Annotated in this window: 27 protein-coding genes; 15 read left to right on the forward strand and 12 right to left on the reverse strand. The window is 43.4% G+C overall.

What is annotated here, in order from left to right:
* Window positions 1–398 precede the first annotated feature (398 nt).
* Window positions 399–1,454 (reverse strand): LacI family DNA-binding transcriptional regulator, encoded by a 1,056-nt coding sequence (locus DN752_RS20850; RefSeq protein WP_245949336.1) that lies wholly within the window; start codon window positions 1,452–1,454, stop codon window positions 399–401.
* A gap of 545 nt (window positions 1,455–1,999) precedes the next feature.
* Between DN752_RS20850 and DN752_RS20855 the strand changes: the two genes are divergently transcribed.
* The 4 genes from DN752_RS20855 (at window position 2,000) to DN752_RS20870 (ending at window position 10,609) form a co-directional block, all read left to right on the forward strand.
* Entirely contained in the window at window positions 2,000–5,302 is a 3,303-nt protein-coding gene (locus tag DN752_RS20855) for a SusC/RagA family TonB-linked outer membrane protein (RefSeq protein ID WP_112785766.1), read from the forward strand.
* 29 nt (window positions 5,303–5,331) lie between these two features.
* Window positions 5,332–6,933 carry a SusD/RagB family nutrient-binding outer membrane lipoprotein gene (locus DN752_RS20860; RefSeq protein ID WP_112785767.1) on the forward strand — a complete coding sequence of 534 codons (1,602 nt, stop codon included), beginning with the start codon at window positions 5,332–5,334 and terminating at the stop codon, window positions 6,931–6,933.
* Window positions 6,934–7,865: 932 nt separating this feature from the next.
* A complete protein-coding gene (locus tag DN752_RS20865) occupies window positions 7,866–9,428 on the forward strand; it encodes an arylsulfatase (RefSeq protein ID WP_112785768.1) in 1,563 nt (520 codons plus the stop codon).
* Between the two features lie 77 nt (window positions 9,429–9,505).
* Complete coding sequence (locus DN752_RS20870) at window positions 9,506–10,609, forward strand: SGNH/GDSL hydrolase family protein (protein ID WP_245949338.1); 1,104 nt, start codon at window positions 9,506–9,508, stop codon at window positions 10,607–10,609.
* A 42-nt stretch (window positions 10,610–10,651) separates the two neighbouring features.
* Here DN752_RS20870 and DN752_RS20875 read toward each other — a convergent pair whose 3' ends face one another.
* From DN752_RS20875 to DN752_RS20925, 11 genes are all read right to left on the reverse strand, one after another.
* Window positions 10,652–12,052 (reverse strand): TolC family protein, encoded by a 1,401-nt coding sequence (locus DN752_RS20875; protein ID WP_112785769.1) that lies wholly within the window; start codon window positions 12,050–12,052, stop codon window positions 10,652–10,654.
* Window positions 12,053–12,056: 4 nt separating this feature from the next.
* Window positions 12,057–13,235, reverse strand: a complete 1,179-nt coding sequence (locus DN752_RS20880; protein WP_112785770.1) for an HlyD family secretion protein — start codon at window positions 13,233–13,235, stop codon at window positions 12,057–12,059.
* A gap of 52 nt (window positions 13,236–13,287) precedes the next feature.
* The gene (locus tag DN752_RS20885) at window positions 13,288–13,692 is read right to left on the reverse strand and encodes a DUF3302 domain-containing protein (protein ID WP_112785771.1); all 405 of its coding nucleotides are present in this window, start codon (window positions 13,690–13,692) and stop codon (window positions 13,288–13,290) included.
* A 418-nt stretch (window positions 13,693–14,110) separates the two neighbouring features.
* On the reverse strand, window positions 14,111–14,860 hold the full coding sequence (locus tag DN752_RS20890; RefSeq protein WP_112785772.1) for a glycosyltransferase: 750 nt from the start codon (window positions 14,858–14,860) through the stop codon (window positions 14,111–14,113).
* Window positions 14,861–14,957: 97 nt separating this feature from the next.
* Entirely contained in the window at window positions 14,958–17,555 is a 2,598-nt protein-coding gene (locus tag DN752_RS20895; RefSeq protein WP_112785773.1) for a metallophosphoesterase family protein, read from the reverse strand.
* Between the two features lie 366 nt (window positions 17,556–17,921).
* Window positions 17,922–18,320, reverse strand: a complete 399-nt coding sequence (locus DN752_RS20900; protein WP_112785774.1) for a type II toxin-antitoxin system HicB family antitoxin — start codon at window positions 18,318–18,320, stop codon at window positions 17,922–17,924.
* Window positions 18,321–18,364: 44 nt separating this feature from the next.
* Complete coding sequence (locus DN752_RS20905; protein WP_112785775.1) at window positions 18,365–18,559, reverse strand: type II toxin-antitoxin system HicA family toxin; 195 nt, start codon at window positions 18,557–18,559, stop codon at window positions 18,365–18,367.
* Between the two features lie 769 nt (window positions 18,560–19,328).
* Window positions 19,329–19,712 carry a hypothetical protein gene (locus tag DN752_RS20910; protein ID WP_112785776.1) on the reverse strand — a complete coding sequence of 128 codons (384 nt, stop codon included), beginning with the start codon at window positions 19,710–19,712 and terminating at the stop codon, window positions 19,329–19,331.
* 54 nt (window positions 19,713–19,766) lie between these two features.
* Window positions 19,767–19,949 (reverse strand): type II toxin-antitoxin system HicA family toxin, encoded by a 183-nt coding sequence (locus DN752_RS20915; RefSeq protein ID WP_112785777.1) that lies wholly within the window; start codon window positions 19,947–19,949, stop codon window positions 19,767–19,769.
* A gap of 116 nt (window positions 19,950–20,065) precedes the next feature.
* Window positions 20,066–21,283, reverse strand: a complete 1,218-nt coding sequence (locus DN752_RS20920; protein ID WP_112785778.1) for a site-specific integrase — start codon at window positions 21,281–21,283, stop codon at window positions 20,066–20,068.
* A gap of 184 nt (window positions 21,284–21,467) precedes the next feature.
* Window positions 21,468–21,830, reverse strand: a complete 363-nt coding sequence (locus tag DN752_RS20925; protein ID WP_112785779.1) for a helix-turn-helix domain-containing protein — start codon at window positions 21,828–21,830, stop codon at window positions 21,468–21,470.
* A gap of 212 nt (window positions 21,831–22,042) precedes the next feature.
* Between DN752_RS20925 and DN752_RS20930 the strand changes: the two genes are divergently transcribed.
* The 11 genes from DN752_RS20930 to DN752_RS24605 are packed head-to-tail and all read left to right on the forward strand — an operon-like array spanning window position 22,043 to window position 24,804.
* On the forward strand, window positions 22,043–22,258 hold the full coding sequence (locus tag DN752_RS20930; protein ID WP_112785780.1) for a helix-turn-helix domain-containing protein: 216 nt from the start codon (window positions 22,043–22,045) through the stop codon (window positions 22,256–22,258).
* Window positions 22,255–22,566: a hypothetical protein gene (locus DN752_RS20935; protein ID WP_112785781.1), complete on the forward strand. Its 312-nt coding sequence runs from the start codon at window positions 22,255–22,257 to the stop codon at window positions 22,564–22,566. Before DN752_RS20930 ends, DN752_RS20935 begins: the two co-directional genes overlap by 4 nt.
* The gene (locus tag DN752_RS20940; RefSeq protein ID WP_162633297.1) at window positions 22,520–22,762 is read left to right on the forward strand and encodes a hypothetical protein; all 243 of its coding nucleotides are present in this window, start codon (window positions 22,520–22,522) and stop codon (window positions 22,760–22,762) included. Before DN752_RS20935 ends, DN752_RS20940 begins: the two co-directional genes overlap by 47 nt.
* Entirely contained in the window at window positions 22,759–22,989 is a 231-nt protein-coding gene (locus DN752_RS20945; RefSeq protein WP_112785783.1) for a hypothetical protein, read from the forward strand. The genes DN752_RS20940 and DN752_RS20945 overlap by 4 nt, the downstream gene beginning before the upstream one ends.
* Window positions 22,967–23,203: a hypothetical protein gene (locus DN752_RS20950; RefSeq protein WP_112785784.1), complete on the forward strand. Its 237-nt coding sequence runs from the start codon at window positions 22,967–22,969 to the stop codon at window positions 23,201–23,203. Before DN752_RS20945 ends, DN752_RS20950 begins: the two co-directional genes overlap by 23 nt.
* 2 nt (window positions 23,204–23,205) lie before the next feature.
* Complete coding sequence (locus DN752_RS20955; RefSeq protein WP_112785785.1) at window positions 23,206–23,616, forward strand: hypothetical protein; 411 nt, start codon at window positions 23,206–23,208, stop codon at window positions 23,614–23,616.
* A gap of 24 nt (window positions 23,617–23,640) precedes the next feature.
* The gene (locus DN752_RS20960) at window positions 23,641–23,856 is read left to right on the forward strand and encodes a type IV secretion system DNA-binding domain-containing protein (protein WP_112785786.1); all 216 of its coding nucleotides are present in this window, start codon (window positions 23,641–23,643) and stop codon (window positions 23,854–23,856) included.
* A complete protein-coding gene (locus tag DN752_RS20965) occupies window positions 23,849–24,124 on the forward strand; it encodes a hypothetical protein (protein ID WP_112785787.1) in 276 nt (91 codons plus the stop codon). Before DN752_RS20960 ends, DN752_RS20965 begins: the two co-directional genes overlap by 8 nt.
* On the forward strand, window positions 24,121–24,381 hold the full coding sequence (locus tag DN752_RS20970; RefSeq protein ID WP_112785788.1) for a hypothetical protein: 261 nt from the start codon (window positions 24,121–24,123) through the stop codon (window positions 24,379–24,381). The genes DN752_RS20965 and DN752_RS20970 overlap by 4 nt, the downstream gene beginning before the upstream one ends.
* Window positions 24,371–24,505 (forward strand): hypothetical protein, encoded by a 135-nt coding sequence (locus DN752_RS25205; RefSeq protein ID WP_262511684.1) that lies wholly within the window; start codon window positions 24,371–24,373, stop codon window positions 24,503–24,505. The genes DN752_RS20970 and DN752_RS25205 overlap by 11 nt, the downstream gene beginning before the upstream one ends.
* Window positions 24,457–24,804 carry a BAR domain-containing protein gene (locus tag DN752_RS24605; protein ID WP_162633299.1) on the forward strand — a complete coding sequence of 116 codons (348 nt, stop codon included), beginning with the start codon at window positions 24,457–24,459 and terminating at the stop codon, window positions 24,802–24,804. The genes DN752_RS25205 and DN752_RS24605 overlap by 49 nt, the downstream gene beginning before the upstream one ends.
* Window positions 24,805–24,822: the final 18 nt, after the last annotated feature.

Genomic DNA, 24,822 nt, shown 5'->3' on the forward strand with positions numbered 1-24,822 from the left:
GTCTCTGCCCCAGCACGGTGGCGAATTGAGTCTCTGACTCAAGTAATCGATCAGGCACCTTTAGCTATTTTTAACCCGGAATATGCATTAGCCAATCCATTGGGGTCGGAAACTACTTCATGAAAGTAAGTCGCTTCGCTGCTGTTTTCGATACCACCATCCGTGGCGGATGCCTCAATCTCTGATCACTCCTCCAGAGGACGGGATAGTTTTAGAAAATCGAAAAAATCTTTTATGATTATCCGCAATGATACCAGTAATCACAGGGACATTAAATAGTTGCTCACAGAAAACATGGAAATCTCAGAAAAACCTTATTTCATTCTGGGAGTTCTGTGTGTTCCGTGAGAAATAAAACCTACTGGCAATAAAGCGTATAATCAGAAAATCTTTTCTCCTCAATGCAAGACCGCTTCTAGATAGGAGTCTACGTTTTCAGCAGTAATCACCTCCAAGGGAAAAAGCTCTTTGGAGGGGGCACTTTTCTTAAAGAGGAGGTGATTGGCCAAATGGTGGATGCCTCGGAATAGTTGTCGGCTGGGGTTTTGGTGGATTAGAAAGTTAATTTTATCGTTTTTGAGTAAGTCGATATTTTCTTTGAGCAGGTCGTATCCCACAATACTGATGTGCTGAAGGCCATTTTTTTCAAGTGCATTTGCGGTTAATTTAGCCCCAGAAGAGGTGGGGATAAACAGCCCTTTGATGTCATGTTTTTTGATGCCACGGATGAGTTTTTCCTCAAAAGTGTCCATGTCATTTCCCTCTATAGTTATTGCAGTTACAGTTTGGGAAGGCGACATAGCCCCGAAAAAATCCCTAAAACCCCTTTCCTTTTCACGGAAATGGACGGAATGCTGTACACTTTCCCGGATGTGGAGAATAGCAGGACTTCCCGTTTGATCTTTGGTCAGCAGGTGGAGTAGGGATGCGCCGAGCCTTCCACTTTGATAGGAATCTTGACCGATAAAGGAGAGTGGGGAGACTTCTGATATCATGGTGTTGAAGTGGACATAGGGTATGCTAAGCTGGTCAAGTTGCTTAAAAAAATCAACCGCCTCATGTAAGAAGATCGGTGCACTCACTACGGCATCAGGTGAGTCTTTAAGTAACTGCTGAGCTGCTGCAGTAAATGACTTGGCGTTTTCCAGCTCGAAGAAATAAGGCTGGAGTTCCATGTGGTAGGGTCTCCATTCTTTTTGTGCGATGTCCAGTCCAGTCATGGAAAGCTTCCAGTACGGGTCTTGCCCCGGATGTGGGACCAGAAGGGCAATGGTATACACCTTATTGGAGCCGAGGGTTTTGGCGAGTAGATTGGGCGTATAATCTATTTCTTGAAGGACTGATTCTACCTTTTCCCTAGCTTTTTCAGAAACCTTTCCTCTTTTGTGAATCACACGGTCCACTGTTCCCACGGATACACCGGCTAGCTTGGCGATGTCCTTTATTCGTATCATTTTTTTATTCATAGGGCCATTAGTGTTAGGGTATTGTTAGTTGGTTTCGATTGAAAGTAAAGATAGTCGATTACAGATCGAATAATGAATATAGAAATCAGAATTGAATTAGTTGTCATTTTTGAAATCGGTAACGTTTCCATGATCTGATTTTTGATTATGTCGAGATGGAATAATTTCATTTAAGAATTTTTAAACAAAACTAATGTTTAGGTCATTTTCACTAATTTAAAAGCTTGTCTTTTTATGTCGTGTTTCCGCAAACAAATAAATTGTGTGCGGAAACATTATCAAAATTTCTTTTGAAAAGAACATTATAATTTCTACTTTAGTCAGGTAAAAAAAATCAATAAAGTCAAGTTAATTATGTTAAATAATTGTTTTAATAACCGTACTAACAGCTAGATTTTATTGATTTTCATGACACACATGCATAACATAAAATGCAAACGGGTAATCAGTGTTAGCTATACTGATTTAGATCTCGGAAGAAAAGCTGAAGAGAGTAAGGAACAACAAAACACAAAGCAAATCACTTTAATTTTATGAAGCACAAACTTTTACTTACAACAATGCTGTGTTTATTGCTGGGATTTTCAGCATGGGCACAGGGAACCGTAACAGGAACGATCACCGATGACAATGGGGAGCCGATTCCTGGAGCGAGTATCAGGGTGGTGGATACTAACCTTGGTACCATTACCGATTTGGATGGGATTTATACTATTGAGGTTCCAGCCGGTAAGACTACGCTGACCTTTTCTTTTGTAGGTTTTGAGACCAAACAAGAAGAGATCGGAGGGAGGACAAAAATAGATGTGACACTTTCTCCAAGTGTCAGTGACCTTCAGGAAGTGGTGGTCACTGGAGCCATGGGTATCGAAAAAGATCCTAGAAAATTAGGGTACGCTGTATCAACAGTAGACTCCAAGGATATTCTTCAGTCTTCCCCGACTAATGTGGCTTCAGCCCTTTATGCCAAGGCGCCCGGAGTGACCATTTCTACCAATCCTGGTGGTGCTACTAGTGCGGTGGCCGTACAGATACGAGGGCTTAGTTCCATTAGTTATCAGCAGCAACCGTTATTGGTCGTGGATGGTGTGATTTCACGAAATGGTGATACCAATAATGATGGTTATTGGAGCAGCCCAAGGATTAAGGGCAACGGTATTTTGGACATTAACCCTGAAAATATCGAGAGCATCAATATACTAAAAGGCGCTGCGGCATCTGCACTGTACGGATCCGATGCTGCCGCTGGCGTGATCGTAATTACCACTAAGGATGGTGGCAAATCCAATGGTTTTGGATTAGACTTTAATGTGTCCTATGGTGTAGAAAAAGTAGGTGTATTGCCTGATGTCCAGAATGTATTCGGACCTGGATATGACCGTGCGTCCAATATGTCACAGGGTGCAGATGAAAATGGATGGGTAGAGAGAGAAGTGAATGGCCAAACCGTACAGTCTCCTTTATTCAATGCATGGGGGCAATTTGGACCTGAAATGGACGGTAGAGATGTGTATTTCTGGGATGGCCAGATCAGGCCTTATGTGGCTTATGAAGATAACATGAGGAACTTTTACAGAACAGGACACAGCGGGATCTATAACGTAGCCATATCTAACGGTACAGAGAAATCAAACTACAGACTTTCTTACACACGAAATGACTATAAAGGTGTGATGGAAGGTGGTGAGCAGAATAAAAACACCTTTAACCTAAACTCTAAGTATCAAGTGGCTCCAAAAGTAAATGTGGACCTGGTAGCGACCTATATTAGTGAGAAAGTGACCAACCGTCCATGGATGGTGGATCGAATGAGCAATAACTACAGTGGATTCCTTAATCCAGCTACAGATATCAGGTGGTTTGAAGAAAAATATCAGACCAGCAAAGGTTATAAATATATTCCGGCTAATGGGAATTTGTATGATCTAAGCGAAGCATTTGCTTTAAATACTTCCGGAACACCTTATATGGATTATTATTGGACGCAAAGAGCACGTCAATTTACTGAAAACACCAATCGCCTGATGGGGGCCATGACAGTTACCTATGACATTTTGGATAACCTGACCGTAAGAGGTCGTGTAGGGACAGATTATACAGGTTATGCCACAGAAAATAAGGAGCCTAATACAGTGCCATTATCTGTAGATAATTCAGGTGCCTATGGTACTAGCCAAGACCAATATCGGATCTTCTATGGAGATGTCTTAGTCAGTTATAATGCATCCTTGGGCAATGGGTATGACCTTAACCTGAGAGCAGGTTATCAAGCTAGGGAAGAAAACTACCGATATACTTCGCAAAACACGCAAGGTGGACTGACTGAGGAAAACTGGTTCAGCATGAATGCGTCCAGACAAAATCCGCGAGGGTATTCTACCCGGTCTTATTTGGTGAAAGACGGACTCTTTGCCATGGCCTCATTGGATATAAAGGATTATTTGTTTATCGAGACCTCGTTAAGGCAAGAAAGGACTTCAACGCTATATTATGATAATAACAAATTCCTTTATCCATCTGTAAGTGCAGCTTTTGAATTAAGCAAAGTGGCTTCACTTCCTGAGTTTATCACTTACAGTAAGATCAGGAGTTCTTACGGTGTGGTAGGAAATCCTGCCCCAGCCTATCAGGCCAACGTGGTTTACAATGCGGCGAGCATTGACGGAAGGCCAGCGCTTTATCCATTGGAACAGTATGGTAACAATGGCCTTCAGAATGAGCTGAAGCATGAGGCAGAGATTGGTTGGGAAAATAAGTTTGCTAACAATCGATTGGGGTTGAACTTGACGTACTATCAAAATACTATCAAGGACATGATCCTTCCACTACAAGTGCCTTCATCAACAGGTGCCAACACGATCTTGTCAAATGTGGGGAACATGAAAAACTATGGATTGGAAGTTGGTCTTTCCGCCACGCCAGTGCAGACGGAAGATTGGATGTGGGATATTCAGTTTAATACAGGGTTCAATAGAAACCAAGTGACAACTTTGATGCCCGGATTGGAAACATTGATCCATAGCCGCCCGGATAATGGGTCTCTGCAGATCGTCTCTCAAATTGGTCAGCCAGCAGGTGATATCTTAGGATATACCCTGTCCAGAGACGAAAATGGCAAGTTATTGGTAGGAGATGATGGATTTTATATCCCAGATTATGACAACTTGGTAAAACTTGGCAATGTGCAGCCAAAAGCAGCCGGTGGTTTTATAAATAATGTTGGATACAAAAACTTTAACCTAAACGCAGTTATCGATTACAAGTGGGGCGGACAAGTTTATTCACCTTCTATCCAATACATGAGAAGTGCAGGGATGCTTGAAGAAACCCTTTTTGGCAGAAGTGAAGCATACGGTGGATTGCCTTATTATGAAAACGCAGACGGAGAATTCGTTAGTGCAGAAGGAATGTCCCAGGGGCCAAATGGTGAGTCCATCTATCACGATGGGATGGTCATGGACGGAGTTACGGCTGAAGGAGAGCCGAATAGCACTATCGTCGATGCGCCAAATTATTATCTGAACACCTACTATTGGGGCTCCTATCCAGGTTCTGGCCTGAATGGTACTTATGAGTCAGCGGTGTTTGATAACAATTATATCAAACTACGTGAATTGGTCCTTTCTTATACCTTCCCTAAGGTGGCAGTGAGCAAATTCAAAATCCAAAACCTGACAGTTTCGGGCTATGGCAGAAACTTGTTTTACATCTACAAGTCACTTCCTCATTTGGATCCCGAAGCAGCAGTAGGTACCAATTACCTCACTAGAGGTGGTATTGGAAATGGTGGCGCGGCATCCCGCTCGTACGGATTTTCCATCAGAGCTTCTTTCTAATCCCTATTTCACAAAAACGCGATAAAAATATGAAAATTAACTTAAGATATATAGGCTTCTCACTCTTGGCTTCTTTAGGAGTGATGAGCTGTACAGAGGCGGATTTTGAGGACAATTACTACGACCCAGAGAAATCTGTCACAGCAAGTGTTGAAAAGCTGTACACAGGCTTGTTGTACAATGACAACTTAGAGAATAGAAATACCACTTTCCCTAGATATTGGAATCTTTTTACATTCCAAATTCCGATGCTGGGCACCTATTCACAGACCAATGGCTATACCAATGGTCAAAAGCTCTATGAGCAGGCCACAGCGTATAATCAGGACAGGTGGGATTATTATTACTCCGCTTTTATTTCCAATTACCGGGAAATGGAAAACCATTACAATGCGATAGAGGATGCAGAGAAAAAAGAACAATTCCGTCTCTTTATGGAAACTGGAAAAGTCCATTTGTATGACCAGACTTCGCAAATGGTAGACATCTGGGGGGACATTCCTTTCAGCGAAGCAGGTGGACTGATCACTACCGGAGGGGATATCGTAAGACCAAAATATGACAAGGCTGAGGATATCTATACTACCATGATAGATGATTTGAAAAGTATCGCTGATTTCCTCAATTCCTATGAACCGGTTGGTTTTTACAAGGCAGCTTTTGACAATGCCGATATCCTGAACCAAGGAGATATAGAAAAATGGAAGATTTATGCCAATTCCCTACGGTTGAGGTTGGCCATGAGGATTTCTTACTACGATGAAGCCAAAGCACAAGCAGTAGTCGGCGAGATATTGAATAACCCTGGTACATATCCGGTGGTTTCCAATGTGGACGAGACAGTACAATTCGTCGCTAGGGGAGAGCAATTAAACTCCCTACTTACCCACCACGGCGGGGGGATCAAGGATGCCACCATTGGGCTTACTGCGCCAGGTTATATGGTGAATGATTTGATGGTGCCAAGTGAAGATCCTCGCTTAAGGGTGATGTTTGCTGAAAATAAAAATGGCGACTACGTGGGAGTGCCAAATGATTGGGCAGGAAGTAGGGTGACTGATTCCACACAAGTAGAGTATTTCTCTCGATTGGATACTGCCACCTATAGTAGAAATGACAAATTCCCTGGTATCATTATTACTGCGGCCGAAGTCAGTTTGTTCAAAGCGGAAGCCGCTGAAAGGTGGGCTATAGGAGGAGATGCTGCGGAAGCTTATGAAACAGGTGTACGTCAATCCATTGAATTCCTGTTTCATATCAATGAGCTGAATGACAATGCGGACGGTACCAACTTTATACCGGAAGTAAAACCTACCGCTGCAGAAATAGAAGATTTCTTAAGCAGTGAACTGATCGCTTATACTGGAGCGACGGATGAGAAGTTGGCAAAAATCGGTACACAACAATGGTTAAACCACGGTTTGATGTATGCCTATCACGCTTGGGCAGAATTCAGGAGAACAGGTTACCCCGCATTGGAGTTTGTGGAAGACCCGAGTTCTAATCAGTCTTCTTTGCCACCTATGAGACTGTTCTATCCAGAAACAGAAAGGACACTCAATACCGAGAATTACAACGAAGTAGCAGCTGAGGATAGGGTAGATGTACCTATCTTCTGGGATGTCAACTAGTCAGAAAACATTGTAATTGGTTGAAACAGTGATAGAGGTCCTGGAGCTTTTGGTTTCAGGGCCTCTTCGTTTTGTCTTGGTTTTGCGGTTGATTATTTGCTAAATATATCCCTTGTTTATCAAGTTGAATTATTTATTTTGTTGGTTTTGTCGATATTAATTAAAAATAATGTAAAAAATGATAAAAATTTTTAATATAATTTGAATTTATAGCCGCTGTTGTTAACTTTGTATCATAAGGAAAAGATAAAAGGTCTTTTAGATACTGTAGGGTGATGAAATTGGCAGACATGCCCCCCTGTCTCGGGGGTGGGGATCTGGGATAAAGCAAATATCGAGCTCGTGTTTTGCCTAACTGCCCCGTGGAGGTTCGAGTCCTTCTCCTACAGCAGGTTATTTTGGGTTTATTGTTAATTGACTAAAGCTATGAGATTGTTTTCATAGCTTTTTTTCGTTTTATAGGCTGCTAAGGACACACCAGCTACCACAAATACTTTTGTTTGGATCAAGCGGAAAAGCTGAGGGGCTGATGGAACGCTGATGACGCAGATGATGATGAATTTGCGCTGATTTTTTGCTTAACCTGGAAAAGCCAATTTGTATAACAAAAGGAAAGGGAGTCACCTCCATCGTTGCTGTTCGGGATTTGTGATTCCGAACCGAGATAATGGGGATTTGAAAACCCCCTATGCGCTACTTAACTCCTAGAAAGGTCGATTATTCGGGTAAATAATCAGCTAAATTACCTTTCAGGCATAGAATCGCCTCATCAAATAGCCCACAACCCAATCAACATGATAATGTAATCTTCCCAATTATTTTGCTGGTTTGGTTCTTTCTTTGAGTTATATCCTGTTTATATTTTTGTAATAAAACGAAGAAAATTTGTTTTGATTCGTTATTTTTAATGTTGTAACTAAAAGTGAACTACTATGCGAATTCAGATTTTTGTCGGTTGTTTTGTGGCATCTTTATTTATGATGGGATGCCAGTCCACTGCTAATAAGACGACAAAAGAGCAAAGCAAGCCCAATATTATTTATATCTATGCAGATGATATGGGGTTTGGTGAAGTTGGTGTAAACGGGCAAGAAAAGATCAAGACTCCCAATTTGGACAAGATGGCCGCTGAGGGGATGGTTTTTACACAGCATTACACGTCGTCTCCAGTTTGTGCTCCTGCCCGTTGTGGGTTGATGACGGGCTTGCATACGGGACATGCCTATATTCGAGGAAATAAACCTGTGTTGCCTGCAAGCTTTACCGATGAGGTTGAGAATGGACAACAACCACTCCCTGAGGGCACGGTTACTATTGGCAAAATGCTTCAGGATGCTGGGTATGTGACCGGCGCCATTGGTAAGTGGGGGCTTGGAATGACAGGTAATTCTGGTGCGCCCAATCGCCAAGGCTTTGATTACTTCTACGGATACCTTGATCAGCGACAAGCACATAATTTTTACCCCACCCATCTATGGGAAAATGACCAATGGGACAGCTTGGCCAACCCATATATTTTTGTCCATGCTCCTTCCGACCGGGGAAATAAAGCCAACGCACAAGCAATGACCAACTTTGCAAAAAGTGGTTTGAAATATGGAGATGAAGGTTTTTTTGATGCGTATAAAGGAGAAGAATATGCGGTGGATAAAATGACTGAGAAGGCCACCCAGTTTATTCAGGGTCATAAAGATCAACCTTTCTTTCTTTACTTACCTTACACCATTCCCCATGTTTCCCTTCAGGTGCCTGATGCCGCTTTGGATCCCTATCTGGGCAAGTTTGAAGAGGAACCCTATTTAGGTCAGCAAGGCTATGCGCCCCATGAGTTTCCAAAATCTGCCTATGCTGCGATGATCAGCTATTTGGACCAAGAGGTAGGAAAGATCCTTCACTTGTTAAAGGCTGAAGGGCTGGATGAAAATACTTTGGTGATATTTACCAGTGATAACGGACCTACCTTTAACGGGGGAGTGGACGCACCCTATTTTAATAGTACTGCAGGATTAAGAGGGCTCAAAATGGACGTCTATGAAGGAGGAGTTCGTATGCCGATGATAGCTAGATGGCCAGGGAAAGTGCCTGCAAACAGCAAAACCGATCATGTCTCGGCCCAGTACGATGTGATGGCTACATTAGCAGATCTTGTTGGGACAGAAGCTCCCAAAATGACGGATGGTGTTTCCTTCTTGCCGGCCCTTTCGGGTGATATAGTTAATCAGGAGCCTCATGAATTTCTTTACTTTGAATATCCTGAAAAAGGAGGACAATTGGCTATTCGGATGGGCAAGTGGAAAGGCGTCAAAACAGGACTGAAGAAAGAACCTGATGCTGCATGGGAGTTGTATGATTTGGAAAATGATGTCAATGAGACCAATGATATAGCTGCAGCAAACCCAGCTATCGTTAAAAAACTCGATGCCATTGCAAAAAAGGAACATAAAGAGCCAGCATTTGACCAGTGGGGTTTTATGGAGACAGTCTTGGGGAAATAGAAGTAACTTCTTGCGGATTTCTCTAAATATCTTGATTTTGCCCTTTGTTTTGAACCTTTTAAAAATTACACGCAGCAATGATAGATATGGCAAAATTGGTGGTGGTCTTTTTGGTTTTTGGACTTGCCCACTCTTCTTTAAAGGCCCAGGAGTTAACTTGGCATGATCCTTTGTCAGGAGATTTTACGGTGGTGGAGGGTCAGGGCTGGGAAAATATAGCCTATAATCGGCTCCCAGATAGCGCAAGAGAAGTGGTCAGAGGGCCAGTTTGGGGACTTTCCCAAAATGCAGCCGGGTTACAGCTAAGGTTTACCACTGGAGCTAGTGAAATCAAGGTTGAATTTACACCTGGGCCAAGATTATCCATGCCTCATATGCCTTCTACAGGCGTGTCTGGTCTGGATCTTTATGCCAAGAATGAAGCGGGAAAGTGGATGTGGGTCAGGGGCAAGTATCATTTTGCCACGGATAGTGTCAGCTATTCATTCATCACACCAGGTAATCCTGCTGGAGACAAAGAATACCTGCTTTATCTTCCGCTCTATAACAGTTTGAGCGATCTTAAAATTGGGGTAGAGGAGACCAACGATTTTGCATTTATTCCCAAAAGGGAGGAGCCACCAATCGTCGTTTATGGAACCTCCATCGCCCAGGGAGCCTGTGCGAGTAGACCCGGAATGGCTTGGACCAATATCGTTGGAAGGACCCTTGGGGTACCTATGGTCAATTTGGCATTTTCTGGAAATGGGCGCCTAGAACCAGAAGTGTTGGCGTATGTAAAGGCCATCGATGCCCGTGTGTTTGTGTTGGATTGCCTGCCAAATCTTGGCCCTTGGGGAGGATTTACGGAAGAGATGGTAAAGGACAAAATCCTCCAGTCTGTCAAAGCAGTAAAAGCAGCCCATCCAGCTACTCCCGTTCTTTTGGTCGCCCATGCGGGGTATTCGGATGGATGGATTGATATGGATAGGAAAAGTGCCTATACAAACCTGAACGCATGGACGGAAAGTTGTTTTCAGGAATTGAAGGAATCTGGGCTGCAAGGGTTATATTTCCTTTCTTACGAAGACATTGGCATGGGGAATGATGATTTTGTGGATGGAACCCACCCTACGGACTTGGGCATGCAACGATATGCAGATGCTTATGTAAAGAAGTTCAGGGAAATTTTTAATAAATAAGCAATAGACAGCTTCGTCAAAGAACTGTTTCTTCCGGCGTGATCACATGGCTCCGCCCAAAGCCACGTATAAATTTACCCGTTGCAGGATTTTTTCAGTTTGTATCCGAAGGAGGCTGATTTGGGAAGAGTAAAGGTCCATTTGCTGGATCGTAACATTGCGCAAGTCCGATTTGCCTACTTTATAGGCGATTTGCTCCAGCTCAAATGCCCTTTGGTTATGTTTGACTTCTTGGGAGAGGATTTCTTCCCGTTCATCGATGTTTTGGACTGTTTCCAAGGCCACTTCCACGTCATTGATCGCGGCGAGTACAGTTTTGGCATAAGCGGTGGTGGCCTGTTCTTGCTCCATCGTTTTGATTGCTACATTCTCTTTGAGCATTCCGCCTTGATAAATAGGAGCGATCAAAGAACCGCCAATACTTCTGATGGGATTGGAAAATTCCGGTACCAAGGAAACAACTTGACTGTTGATGGCGCCAAAGTTACCTGTTAGGCTCAGTTGGGGGAGTCTTGCGGCCTTGGCAGACCTGACCCGGTGAAAGCTGGCATTGAAGCGATGCTGCGCTGCCAGTACATCCGGCCTGCGCTCCAGCAACTGCAAGGGAATGCCAGCTGGAATAGTGCTGTTTATTTTCAGCAAGGAGGCTGAAACGGCTACCTCTGCTTGGGGATATCTGCCCAATATCAGCTCCAATGCCCTTAATTGATTATGATGTGTCAATTTCAGCAGCTGACGTCCATCTTTTGCGCCACTAAGGTTTGCTTGGGCTACTGCCAAGTCTTTTTCGTTTCCTATGCCTACTTCAAATCGCTTTTTGGCTACTTCCACAAGGGTGGTTGAGAGCGCCACCATCTCCTCGGCGAGTTTCATTTCAAGGAATAATTCAGTGGCCAGGTAGTAGTTTCTTACTACCGCAGCGGCCAAAGAGAGCCTTGCAAAACTGACTTCCATTCCCAAAGCTTCATATTCTTCTACTTGTGCCTGTTTGGTGTTTCTGAGTTTTCCCCATATGTCCAGTTCCCATGAAGCCGAAAAAACACCCCCATTCAGCCCACCAGCGAAACTCCCTCCCAGCTTACTGTTTTCCCTGGCCAAGATATTAAGGGCAGGTCTTAATGCTCCTTGGGCCATTTTCACATAGCCTTGTGCTTGGGCAAGTCTTGACTCACTGATTTTTAGATCATTATTATAGACCAAGGCCTCTTTGACCAAGGTGTCCAAGATGGGGTCTGAGAATTCTGTTAACCAATTTTCCGTAAATTCTGTGGAGTCTGACTGTCCTTCTTGGGCCTCTTGCCAAGTGGAAGGAAGTATGAAATGTGCAAATGCCTGTTCTTGTAGCTCTTCGGTGGAAGGAGGAGATTTTACTTTGCACGAGATGGGGATTAATCCCAGCAACAGCAAAAGGAGACATATGAAAGAGAATAATGATTGCTTCATCTTATCAATGCAGTTTGAGGATCAGCCAATCCAGCTTCGTGCCCACACGGATGATCACCTTCCGGATCAAGTGGATCAACTTTCCATGCTCGGTATAAATAGCTCCTTGTCCGATAGCTCCTGGGGCAAGGAATATATCCTCATCATCATTTATAGTAAGCCTCACGGCGAACTTTCCTTCGTGATGTCCTTGCTCACGGGTATCGGGAATCCGGCCTGAGGCGGTCAGTTGTCCTTGTGCGTTGGCCCAGACGATGTGATCCACGGTACACCTGATGATCCTGTTGGGGTGGGTGCGAAGGGCGATTTCCGCTTCGTTGCCCTCTTCGACCATTCTTAGTTCATTCTGTGCATAAAGGGCCACGACCCATTGTTCGTCCTCTACAAATGTCATCACTGGTTTGATGGGAAACTGGACAGCCATAGCGCCAGTCCTCAATTGTAGATTGACTACCCTTCCATTGGCCGGAGCACGGTAAACGGTCTGATCCAGTTCCCACCTTGCTAGTGCCAGGTCAGATTTGGCCTGTTCAAGCGCTGCTCGTGCTTCCGATATTTCGGCCAATTCACCTTCATCAGACTGGGCGGAGAGTTTTTGGATGATTTGGGATTTCTCAGATTCGGCCACTGCCAGCTGAGCTTCTAAATTTTTGAGGTTGGTTTCTGCGTCTTCATAATCAAACCTGGTCCCTGCACCACTTTGGGCCAATTCACGGGTTTGGTCCAAGCGTTTTAAGGCCAGCTCTATTTGGGTGTTGATGACCCTGATGTGGTTATTGGCGGTGGTGATTTGGGACTCTAACTCCCGATCGAAAGCCTCTGCACTGACCAAATTGGCCTCTAATCCCGGAAGTTTGGCTTCCAAGGTGTTTACTTTTAGCTGAAATGGGGTAGGGTCTATTCGGAAAAGCGTATCGCCTTTCTTTACATGTTCATTGGGTGCTACAGGTACGTCCACCACTAATCCGGTCACCCTTGGTACCACTTCTACATTATAGTTCATCACCCGGACATCATGGGAAGAGGGGGCCATTAGGTTGAGAAAAAGAATGAGCAGGGTGAGCGCCACCACAGGTATGGTAATGACAATAACCTGGGAAACAGTGTTCCAAGGCAGGAGTTTTAACTTGAAAAATATCAACCAGACAATACTGGCATATATAAGCAGTAATAATATTTCCATTGGTCAAAAGTAGAAGTTGGATTTACAGGAGATAATGGTTTGTGTGCGACATTCAGGGTTTGCCCTGATCTTTATTTTTACTTTGATTAAATTCCTTTAATGTCTCTTCATGATAATCACCCTTGTCCGTGCCATAGGCCATTTTGTAGAAAACAGGCATGGAATAAGCCCATAACCAAGCCAATGGCCATAGTACCCCTCCGAAGAACAGTGATAGGATACAAAGTGTCTTGATTGCCTGGGCTTGGGGGTGCTGTCGTTTCTCAGCAATTTTTTCTGGAAGGACATGCACCATAAGGAAGGCGCCGATTCCTACAATAGGAGCTACGATAAGTGCTACCCAACTGATCACATCTGCGATCTTGTCTTCGAAAGTTTGGGCCTGGGCCAGTAAAGGCCAGTATAATGCCAAAACTAAGGACAGTATCCATCTTGACTTTTTAGGTGTGATTTTCATGGAATAACGTGTTGGGATCCTAAAAACTTCGAAGTGTACCAGCTTGGAGTAAAGGACCAGCTAGCTTCACCTTTTCGAATTTACATTTAAGTTAAACTAAAAAGTGCCACAAGTTACCGGAACGGATAATTGGCTTGAGTAAAATTATAAATCTATGCAATTTTAACCCGGATTATGCATTAGGAATCGTAGTGAGAGCTGAAATTGCAAGAAAATCAGTTAGTTTGGAGGCATTAGCGTAGCACCGCTACGGTTATGCCGAAAACTAAAGTGAAACGGCTGATTTTGAAGCAGTTTCAGGTCGCAACAGATAGGCTAATGCATATTCCGGGTTTAAAAGATGTCAGGCATTTTTTGGGCTGCTAGCCAAGGTAAATGCATTTGGTGTTTTGAAGAGAAATCATTTAAGTCCATTTCCTTACCCTACAGACTGTTCCTTTATAATCTTCCAATTGAAGTTTAAGGTTATCCTACTGTGGCCTTGCAGTGGCTTTTTGGTTTTGAGGAAAGCTCTTTTTTGCGTTAGCAGGGCCTCATTTACCTTAGTGTCCCTTACCAGATTATGGTGGGACTCTCCTTCAATCTCCTTATGCTCTCTCACAGATACATAATGACGTCTAAAAGTCTTGAACTTGGTTTTTAGGGCCTTTTGTAGTTCCATGAAATAAATGTCTTCATAACCATAATGGCCACAAAACTGCTCGTCCACACCAAGGGATTTGTAAAAAGTGGATTTGCTGCAAAAGAAGGTGTTTGGGTGTGGGTGGTGGGGTTTTCCGTTTTTATATCTTCTGAAATTGTAAATATGTTTGGGAATAGGGTGCGCAATCAAATGACGCAACGTCTCTTCTGGAAAAGAATGGTCGAGGTCTGTAAGTAACAGCTTCGCTGATTTGGATAAGAGGACACCTAGGTTTCTGGCACCACCTTGATTCCAAGGGATATCATCAGAAATGCGGGCTATCGTAATATTAAGTTTGGAGGAAATGATCTCCAACTTTATTGGGGAGCAATCATCAACTAAAACGAAATGAATTTTTCTCAATACCTCATGGTCATATTCCTCATATTTGGAAATGAATTTTTCTATGATCTGCGCCTCTTTGTTCTCTATATAAACAGGGACGACGTAGGTGAGCTCAATGTCAGAAAAAGTAGATATGGTCATGAGAGATAACTGTTGAGACGGTGAATGTAGCGGAATACCTGCATGAATACAAAAAAAAATAAACCCGCAACCGATTTTAGACTGCGGGTTTTGTTTATTAGCTAAGCATTAATGTTCCTTTGGGAATTGAGGTGGCTTTGATGCCTTTCTTTTCCCTGGTGTTTCCAGTGTCGCCATCTATGACCCGTACGGTAAATGTCCCTTTTTTAAAGACCTTTGGTGTAAAGGTGTTTCCTCTTAGTGAAATGCTATAGGCGCTTTCCCCTGTAGCTTCATCGATCACCTCTAAGATAGGGTTGGTCATGCCATTGACCTTTACCTCAGGTAGCCAAGCGACCGCCTTTTTGCCGTAGTTGTCCTCTTGTCGTACGGTGATTGGCCACCCTGCATATTGGCCATCTGGGTATTGGGATGGATTCACGTATTTTGGCCAGCATTCTGTAGTGATGGTTCGGGCTTTTTTGTCAAAGGTAACGATGCCGTAGCCTGTTGCCCGGTCATAGACGATGGCCGGTTCCCTACCTGTTTTTCTTGGATTGGCTACGGCTTTTACGGTCATTTTATTGCCGAATCCGTCTTCATGATTTCCATTATAGAGGGGATTGTCCAACGAATATTCTTGTGGGTTAGCGACAGGCGGCCACCATCTTCTTGGCCATATATTGTTGAGTGCGGGCCCTGCAAAAGCAAAACCACTATCACCGTATTCATCCACACCATATTGCGTAAAACTGGCGAGGTGCTGATCTCCGGCTATGTGAAAGGCAAAGCACTTTCTGATCTTTTCGATGGCTTTGTCCCTGCCTACTTGTGGCCAGCCATTGCTGTCCATATCTCCGTTGATTTTATCTCCGGTTACATATTCGCCCAGTTGAGGGATTTCCATTTTAGGGACTACAGAATCATCTACTGCCTCGGCCGGTAACGTGGAGACCGTGTTGAAGATCGTCTGACTCACGAGTGCTTTCATCTGTACCTCTCCTGACCAATCGCCAGCCCAGTGGTCCAGGAAGGTCAATTGTCGGTCACCAAGTAGTTTTGCGTCTTTGACCCGGTGTTTTTTAATGTCAAAATCAGGATTTCTGATCCAGCCATTCCAGATGTCTGCTTCTTCGGGAAGGACGTGTTTGGGGGCCGATTTCCATTTTCTGTCCTCCAAAATGGCAAAGCTGATCCCTCCAAAAACCCAGTCCGTATAGTACACTTCAATGCCGTGCTGGACAGGGGTGGCGTCATAAGGATCGGGGAGGTGTGATGTTTGGCATTTTTGTACCATATTGACCCAGCGGGGCTCCATTTTATAACCACCAGAGTCCTGGGCAGGAGCACCCCAGCCCTTGGAGATATCGGCGGCTTTACCGGCTTCTCCCCAGATATTGCCATGATAGACATCATGGTCATCAGGAATGATGGCGCAGGGGATGTGGCGGTATATATCCCGATAGGACCAGCCAAACATCATCCACTTGCGAAGGTAATCCAGCGCTGCCTTGTCCACAGGGGATTTTTGGATGCCAAAGCCTCCTGTGCTTTCATAAAATTGGTCACCTACGAAAAATGCCAGATCGGGATGATGGTGATCTACATATTCGGGAACTTCACTATCCGGGAATCCATAGTCGCAATTACAGCTAAAAACAGCTGCTTTTACTTGTTGTTGCTCCTTAGGCAGTGGGGTGATGCTTCCTTCATAATGGTATTCTTGCTGGTGGTCCTTGAGTGGAAGCATTAATGTTATTCGGTAAGGAATAGCGGTTTTATGGTGCCACTGCTCATGGCGAAAATGAACTGTCCTTGACAGCGGATCGATGGGGGAGGTGCCTACATCTTTCCAGTGACCGTCCATTTTCAACTGCAAGGATACCACATGTCCTTGAACCTGTTCGACGGGGGCCAACTGCCCAGTGAGTTTTAGGATTCCCTTATGCAAGGTATACTGCGCAAAGCAAATGGGGCCGTATTCATGGGCACTACTGGAGGTGAGTTTTGACCCTGTCATTTTCCAATTGGAAAAGTCCGCAGAAAAGTCCGCTTCATTACCCGTGTCTTTAATGGACGATACTAAGGCGATGTTCCCCGCTACGTTGGCGGGGGAGATGGTTTTTTCAGGAAGGGCGACTTCTTGGGCATTCCCTTTAGATGTCAAGGTTACCTTGCTTTTGGTGCCATCGGTGACCTCTATTTGTAAGGTGATCCAATCCGATAGCAAGTTTTTGTTGATGGCGAAAAACTCATCTTTTATTTTAAGCTTACCTGAAGTGGTAATGGCGATGTCCGTGCCCTTGCCATGAACTGCGGCCGAACGGTAATCATCGAACTTCCCTTTTACCCCCAGTCGGATGCCGATATAATTGTCATCGGCAGGAGGGAGGTCTTGCGCTAATTTTATATCCACGGACGTTTTTAAAGTGCCTTTGCCTGATTTGACCTGGGTGGTTAGACAGTGAAGCGTCCGGTTGGAGGCATTTACCTGACAGATGGCATTGCCGTCTTTGATTTTCCAGTCTTGAAGGCGGTTGCCCCAGTATTCAGGGCCTACCCAATCCATGTCCGGCCATTTATGCCAATCACTTTCAAAATGCAGGCTGGTGGTTTTATCTACTAAACGAACGGTCTCCGTAAGAGGTGATAGGATACCCGTTCCAGGCGTCAAAGCGCCCAAGGCCATGATTTTAAGTGATTTCCGTCTTTTCATTTATTCCGTTTACTGATAGAGGTGGTGATTAATTAGTCCAAAATACCTATGAATTAAGCTATAAATAGGTTTAAAAGAAAGGGAAATGAAGATTAATTTTATTATTGGAAATGAAATGAAAATAAAATTCCCCAACAGGAGATCGCATCAATAAGCGGGCGATAGAATGGGAAGCGGAAACGCAGGGGGCTGATGGAACGCTGATGACGCAGATGATTAAGATTTGCGCTGATTTTTTTCTTAAATTGGGAAAGCCAAGTAACCTGAGCTCGACTTATTCTTATAATCGAACTGAGGTTTTAAGTTTATAAAAAAACTTACCATTACTGAGGTTAGGTGTTAAGCAATCAAGCTGTCAAAGAAAAACTACACAACATTAAGCAATTCTTCACCAAGTTTATGGATGCCGTCTACTACCTTTTTCCTATTCGCTGGCCGTGGCGTTACTCTTCCTGTCAAATAGTGGCCGAGCTGTCTTTCGTTGATCCCCGTGGCTCTGGATAGTGCCGCTCGGGTAAGTTTACCGTCCAGAGATTTGAGCAGAGCCTGAGTGTCTAGTTCAAATTCAAGGGTGTATATCCGCTGAAGTTTTTCGGGGATTTTGTCCCCGTCTTCACGCATGCCCTGTAGGTGATATTCAAGAGCGGAGGCATATGATACTTTGACTCCTTCCAGTGTTTTATGGGTGGCGATGCATCCTGGTACTTCTTTACTGTGCGCACCGTAATTGTCCTGCCATGAGATGATTACTTTTACCGGTTCCATGATATTATGATTTACGATTTATATCCTTAGAAAAGCAAGAGAGCTTATCTCCACCCTGCTTGTTTCCAAATGCTATTGAGAATCATTTGAGGGACCGTGTCATTCGGTTTCCCGTTTACCGTGCCCCTTCCTTTTTGGGTGGGATGCTTGAACTGTCTGTGGCTCCCCACCTGACTGTGAAGGTACCACCCGTCTGCCAGCAGCATTTTGATGACCTCCTTTGTCTTGTGCCTTTTCATCTGTTGGGCTGTTGTTTGACATGTTCAAATGTAGTAAAAATACTATGTTTTATAAGGTTTTTAGGGATTTTTTTTCCATTTTCTGCCTTCAACACTATTTTGTAGACCAAACTTTTACGAAACTATGGTGAACCCCCTTAAAGTCCTGTTTATGCTTTAGGAATCGTTATTGCCTAGTCTGATTTTAGTTGATTGATTATATTTTAAAAAATGGAATATGATTATCCACAATGATACCAGTAATCACAGGGAAATTAAATAGGTGCTCACAGAAAACATGGAAATCTCAGAAAAGCCTTATTTCATTCTGGGAATTCTGTGTGTTCCGTGAGAAATAAAACCTACTGGCAATAAAGCGTATAATCAAAAAATGGACAAACCAAAAAGTGCCAAAAAAAACCTGATGAAACTAAATCACCAGGCTTAACTTGTACGCAATATACGGGCGCTGGCCAAGGAATTTCCCAAGGTGGCCGATAAGCAGTTTCAAGAACGATTCAGGAAACTCAAGATTGGTGTTACCGGTGAACTGATGAACAGCATGACTTTTCGGGGATCAGTCTGGAGGATGTGGATGCAACCAGGCTAATCGGTTCTGGCCGGAAGAAAAAGAACTGGCCTAAAGGCCTCGCCCACATGCGGTATCATCTCGGAGAGCTATACACGGAAGTAGTGGCCGATGAGCTTTCGCAGTATGTGAATGAGAACTATGATCGGACATTGAGGTTTAAGTTGTAAAAAGAAAAAGCCCTCTGTTGAGGGCTTTAAATTATGCTACTAATATATTAGCTTCTTGAAGTTCCAAAGCCAACCGGTGAAGGGTGTCCTCGATTCTCTTAGCCTGTTCCTTTGATGGGTTTTTCGCCCCAGAGACATATTGGCGAAGTAAACCAGGGTTCATTCCTGCATGTTTGGCCACAGTGGATATTTTCAAGAAATCAAATCGCTGAAATAGCGCATATACATCAAATAAGTAGACAAACTCCACGGTATCAGGATCAACATCCTCAAAGTCCCTAAGTAAGGTCTTTATTTTTGCTTCCAATTCAGGGACTGTATTTGCATGATCTGTGATTAGGTTGTCATTGTAATTGACTCTCCCCCACAGTTCTTTGCCGCCCTGTCGTTCGATTACTAATTTTACAGTTTCCATTTCTTTAGAATTATCTATATGTTTTACAATTTCTTATCCAAAACAAGGGAGGGGCTATTTAAGCCCCGCTTGTTTTAGGATGGAATTTAAGGTTCCTATTGGAATCTCCCCACTGTGAATGGGGACGGTTACTTTTCCAGGCTTTTCCGGGTTCACAAGTTGAAGATGGCTTCCCTTTTGCGTTTTTTCCACCCAGCCATCTTCCTTAGGCATCTTGAGAAGTTGTTTGCATTTCATATTTCAGAGGTAGCATTTTTGTTACCTTAATGCAAGTTTTTAAGTAGCAAATATGTTACTTTTATTTAAAGTAGGCTTATTATTGTAGGTTTACACCATCAACCAATTTTTGTAAACTAGAATTTTAAAATCATAAATAAACTACTGTTTATTCTAATAGTACCCGCACTCCGGACGCTTTCTGGTTTTTTCCACTGATCCAGGATCTTTACGTATTTTTCAGATTGCCGGGTATTGGTGTGTCCCATGAAGCTGGCCAGTACTTCTAATTTTCCGTCATGTTCCATGTAAAGTGTGGCGAAGGTTTCACGGGCGATTTGGAAGCAGATTTTTTGTTTGACTTCAAGAATATTGCTAATGCTGTTAATGATTTCATTCTGCTTTTGCTCCGTAGGGTATTGGAACATTTTATGGTCTCCCACTTCGTCAATTTCATCTGCAATCAAATCTATTGCCTCTGAGGTTATGGGCATCCTTACCCTTGTGCCATATCGAGAGGTTTTCTTTGGGATGAAATTGAAAAACTCGCCATCTATCCAGTCTAGGTTAAACCTTCTCAAATCTCCATGCCTCATACCCGTTACACAGCATAGCAGAAAAGCCCGTAAAACTATTCTATAGGTGGAGTGAATTAGTGGATCCTGGTAATGCTCCCAGAACTGTAGAAACTCATCCTTCGTAAGTGGCCGGTACCTTCCCATTTCGGATTTCGCTCTGAAGAAGTTATAAGGATGAATAAAATGGATTTCATCGTTTTGGGCGTAGTTTAGGTAGGTTTTGAAATTCTTGTGATGGCAAGCCCGTCCATTAAGACTTTTGCACTTTGTTTTCCTATACATCCATTGGTCAAACTGTTGAGCGGTCTTATTGGTCAACTCTGAGAACGTAAGTGTAGGCTTCCATTCTTTTAGTTTGTTCAAAGTAGTTATGTGATTTCTTTTCGTGAGGTCAGCTATCTCAGCTAGTTTGTACCGTTGCATTACCTTTTGTTCGTAGTAAGCATAAAAATCCTCTGTGCTGAGTTGGTTGTGGTACTCTTTTAAAAATAAATCCAACGTGAGTGGTTGGCGTTTGAGTCTGTATTTGACAATTACCTCTGTGGCCTTTGCTTCAGCATCTTTGATTATGATGTTATAGTCATTGCACAACTGATCATTTTTAAATCTCTGGTTGCATTTCCCGTTCTTTTTATCGAACCGATCGTGCGGCCAGTGGATTCCCAAATCAATGTCTTTTTTATTCCTGTCAATAATCACCCGCAGGTAAAGAAGTACAGTGCCGTCTTTACGAATACGCTGGCGATTAAACACTATTTTATAACTAGCATTAATCATGTTGAAACAATGTTGAAACAAAGATGTCAAATATCACTAGAAACCGTATGTCTCTATGACCTCCAAACCCGCTTTTTGAGCGAGCTGGGAGGATTTTTATTGTAGAAGTACGCGCGGAAGGCTTACACATAGTCTTTGATTTTCAGGTTTTTACGTCTTGATGTTGAAACAATGTTGAAACATTTCAGGTGGTTAATAGCCTGATCAATTCATCTTTTTTTGATGGATCCACCTGAAAGGTTACTGAGATGGGGCTCATAGTTTCATCCTTTTTTTGGTAGTTATTAGGGATTTCCTCCTTCATCATGGACTTTTCTTCATCGCCTATTATATCGTCATATTCCTTTCCATCATATATTCTGGATAGCACCTTGTAAATGTTTACGCCAAGAACTTGGGCATAACTGTCAAGCACGCTCATGTGAAGACTATCCTTCTCAAAATCCTTACGGACAGCTGTGTCCGACTTATTTACTTTCTGTGCCAGTTCAGCTACGGAAAAGCGTTTCTTCTTGGCGATTTCTCGTAAATAGTTTCCTACATGCATAAGTTTTAGGGTTGATTTGCGCAACTATTTGTTACAAATCTGATAAAAAGTTTTCTTAAAAAGGCGAGAATTTCACCCTGAAAAGTTTGACTTTTCAACCTAAAAAGACACGTTTTTTAAAACAAAAAGTTATTTTTTCTCTCAAAAAGTTTGATAAAATCGAACAAAAAGTTTTAATTTGATCCAAGATAAACGAAACAAAAAGTTCTGAAATGAATAGGATCAAAGAAATCATCAAAGAAAAGGGCTATGAAGAGGTTCGGCCAAATGAAGAGATCCTCACGAAGCTGGGCATCAAAATCAATACGTGGACGAAATGGGTGGAAAAGAGACAAGACCCTTCTCTTACCCAACTTCCTGTCATCGCTGATTTTTTACAGGTCAGTGTGGGCGAGCTCATCCAAGAACCCAACCCGGTAAAGTCATGAAGTCGAAAGTTGCTGACACCCTCACCCGGTTTGCCAATGCGAGGGAGCGAGCTTATAGAGCTTCTGGCTCCCTCAGCATGGCCAAGGCAAACGCCATCCACAAAGTGAAGAATGTAGCGGCTTACTTCTCCGAAAAAAGCGAAACGGTACAGCTGAAGGCTGTCAAGCAAATCGAGGGGGAGCTTATGCTCATCATCCCTCATGAACAGAGCCGGTTCAAAGGACTACGAGAAAATATCATCAACCTAATCCAACAATGTCATGCAGTTCGAAACAATAGCCAAAGCCAAGTTCAAGCAGCTGAATAAGGTAATGGCCGATATAAAGGCTAACAGGGTAGCCTATCACATTTGCGAAGACGAAGTGGTAAAAAGGCAAATCGCTTGGACAGTCTATACAGACTTGAAATTCCAAATGCGCCTGACGGCATACCTCGCCTCTTTTGTCACTGACAATGACCTGGAGCAATTCCTTTTATCTCAAAACTTAACCATCAAATCATGAAACTATTTAATGTCTTTCTGGGAGTGATCTTCCTGGTATTTATCCTTTCGATTTGCGGCAAGCTGATGAATTTTCCTTGGCTTGGTTCGCTACCATGGCTTTCCATTCTCGGGTTACCGGTAGTGGTGGTCATTGTGTGCCTCATCATTACGATGATCGGTTTCCTCTATTTCCTGATCAAGCAACTTTTTAACGAGATGAACCATGGAAGCAAGCAGAGCAGTTGAGCTATCCCTTTTGGGAATAAAAATACGGGGCAAGGAAAGCCGAATCTATAACGCCACCATCATCATCGGGTTTGTCATGTTTTTCGCAGCCGGATCACTAGCCGTGGCCACAGATCTCCTTCCCGATAAGAAGCACAAAATAGTAAGGACAATGCGGGTCATCCGCAGAGCCGGTAAGAAAGCAAAAGAAGAAATCTTGGACGTATGGATTTAACCATGACCACCACTATTAGCTCCGACAATCAGGGGGCGGACGATATGCTTTTCAATTATCTACATGGGTACATGCGGCATATCATGAGGAAGGATCACCACGACCTTCGGCGCAATATGGAACAGCTATTTGTCACGCTGGAACAACTTATAAAAGACTTTCATAAGTCCAATCCCGGATACCGGAAGCCAGTAGGGCTACACATCACCTTTAACAGGCCATCGTGCTGTCCTGCCACTTTCCGGATCAGTTACCTAAAAAATGAAATCATAATCAAACCAAAACACCATGAAAAATCTAATCAGAATAATCACAGTGCTGTCCCTGTTGACAGCGACCACCTCATGTTACTCAGAGAGGATTCTCACGGGAAAGCAGACCGTGAAGAAGCTGCAAAAAGAAAGAAGTTTTAAAGGCTGGGATAAATAATAGGTGCCATGAAAAAGGAAATACAAATAACCATAACAGGTACCCATGGATCGGGTAAAAGCAAAGTGGCAGCCATAATACTGGAAGCACTGAAGGAAAATGGATATCGCCATGTAGTACTATACCCAACTCCATTCGCAGAGGAGAGAAAAATGATATGGGATGATTTTCATACCATAATGATGGAGTGCAAGCAAGAAAGGGAGGAGGTCACCAATGGCTGACCACGGAAAATCCGCACTGGCCATGACCATCATAGGGATGATTTTTTGGCTAATAGCATTTTTGATTATGTCAGGGTGCACCGTCTCGAGACCTGCGGTAAGCCCAGCGGGGACGGTGATCGATAAGGATGGTCCGAGAGTGCTGATCCTGTTTGATGACCTCTCCGGAGAGCCTCATAAATTCGCTTACAACTGGTTTTACTTTCAGCAGTCCGATTCCATCGAGATCGGGGATAGAATGAAGATAAGAAAGGAGGCTTCACCATGAAAGGGCAATTCAAAAAACGATTCAAGGAGCAGTTTGGGAAGCATCTTACTAATCTTTACCTCCCAGCATTGGGGCAAGGTAAAATGTTTAGGATCATCATGTACCACTTGATGAACGTCTCTGCTGACCTTAACCATACCATCCACAAGATGGAAATCACCGAAATAGCCGACATGGAGTTTCTTATAAAGGTTAACAACTCGATCGAAATATGGTACCTCATCGATACCAGAAAGGAGGCCGGCCATGAAAGATAATCCAAATCGGGACATTATTCTGTTAGCAGGAATTGTCCTAGGCATGGCCATAATGGGAATGATCACCTATACCGTATGGGTGATCCACTTCCTGATGATCTTGGAGAAAGGAGGTGCAGGATGAGTATGGTCATCGAGAAGCTGAAAGAAGTCCGGGAGACATTGATCAGCACTATTAGGGTGATTAAGACAGATCACGACCGGAAGCAAACACGCATTAACTCATTACAAAAGAAGAAGTATGAACTCACACACAAATACAGAGCAGCAATCAATGCCCTCAATGCAGAAATCAAGCAAACCCGAAACCGAGAAGACTTCAAACCATCCGAAACCATCCATTATCGATTTAGTAGCCGCAGAAGATCGCAGACAAAAGTGGTTCAACAGGATGAGCCTGGCCAGAACCGAAAGTGCATTTGAAATCGCCACAGAGGGGTT

Origin of the sequence: Echinicola strongylocentroti (genome assembly GCF_003260975.1) — a bacterium.
GTDB lineage: Bacteria > Bacteroidota > Bacteroidia > Cytophagales > Cyclobacteriaceae > Echinicola > Echinicola strongylocentroti.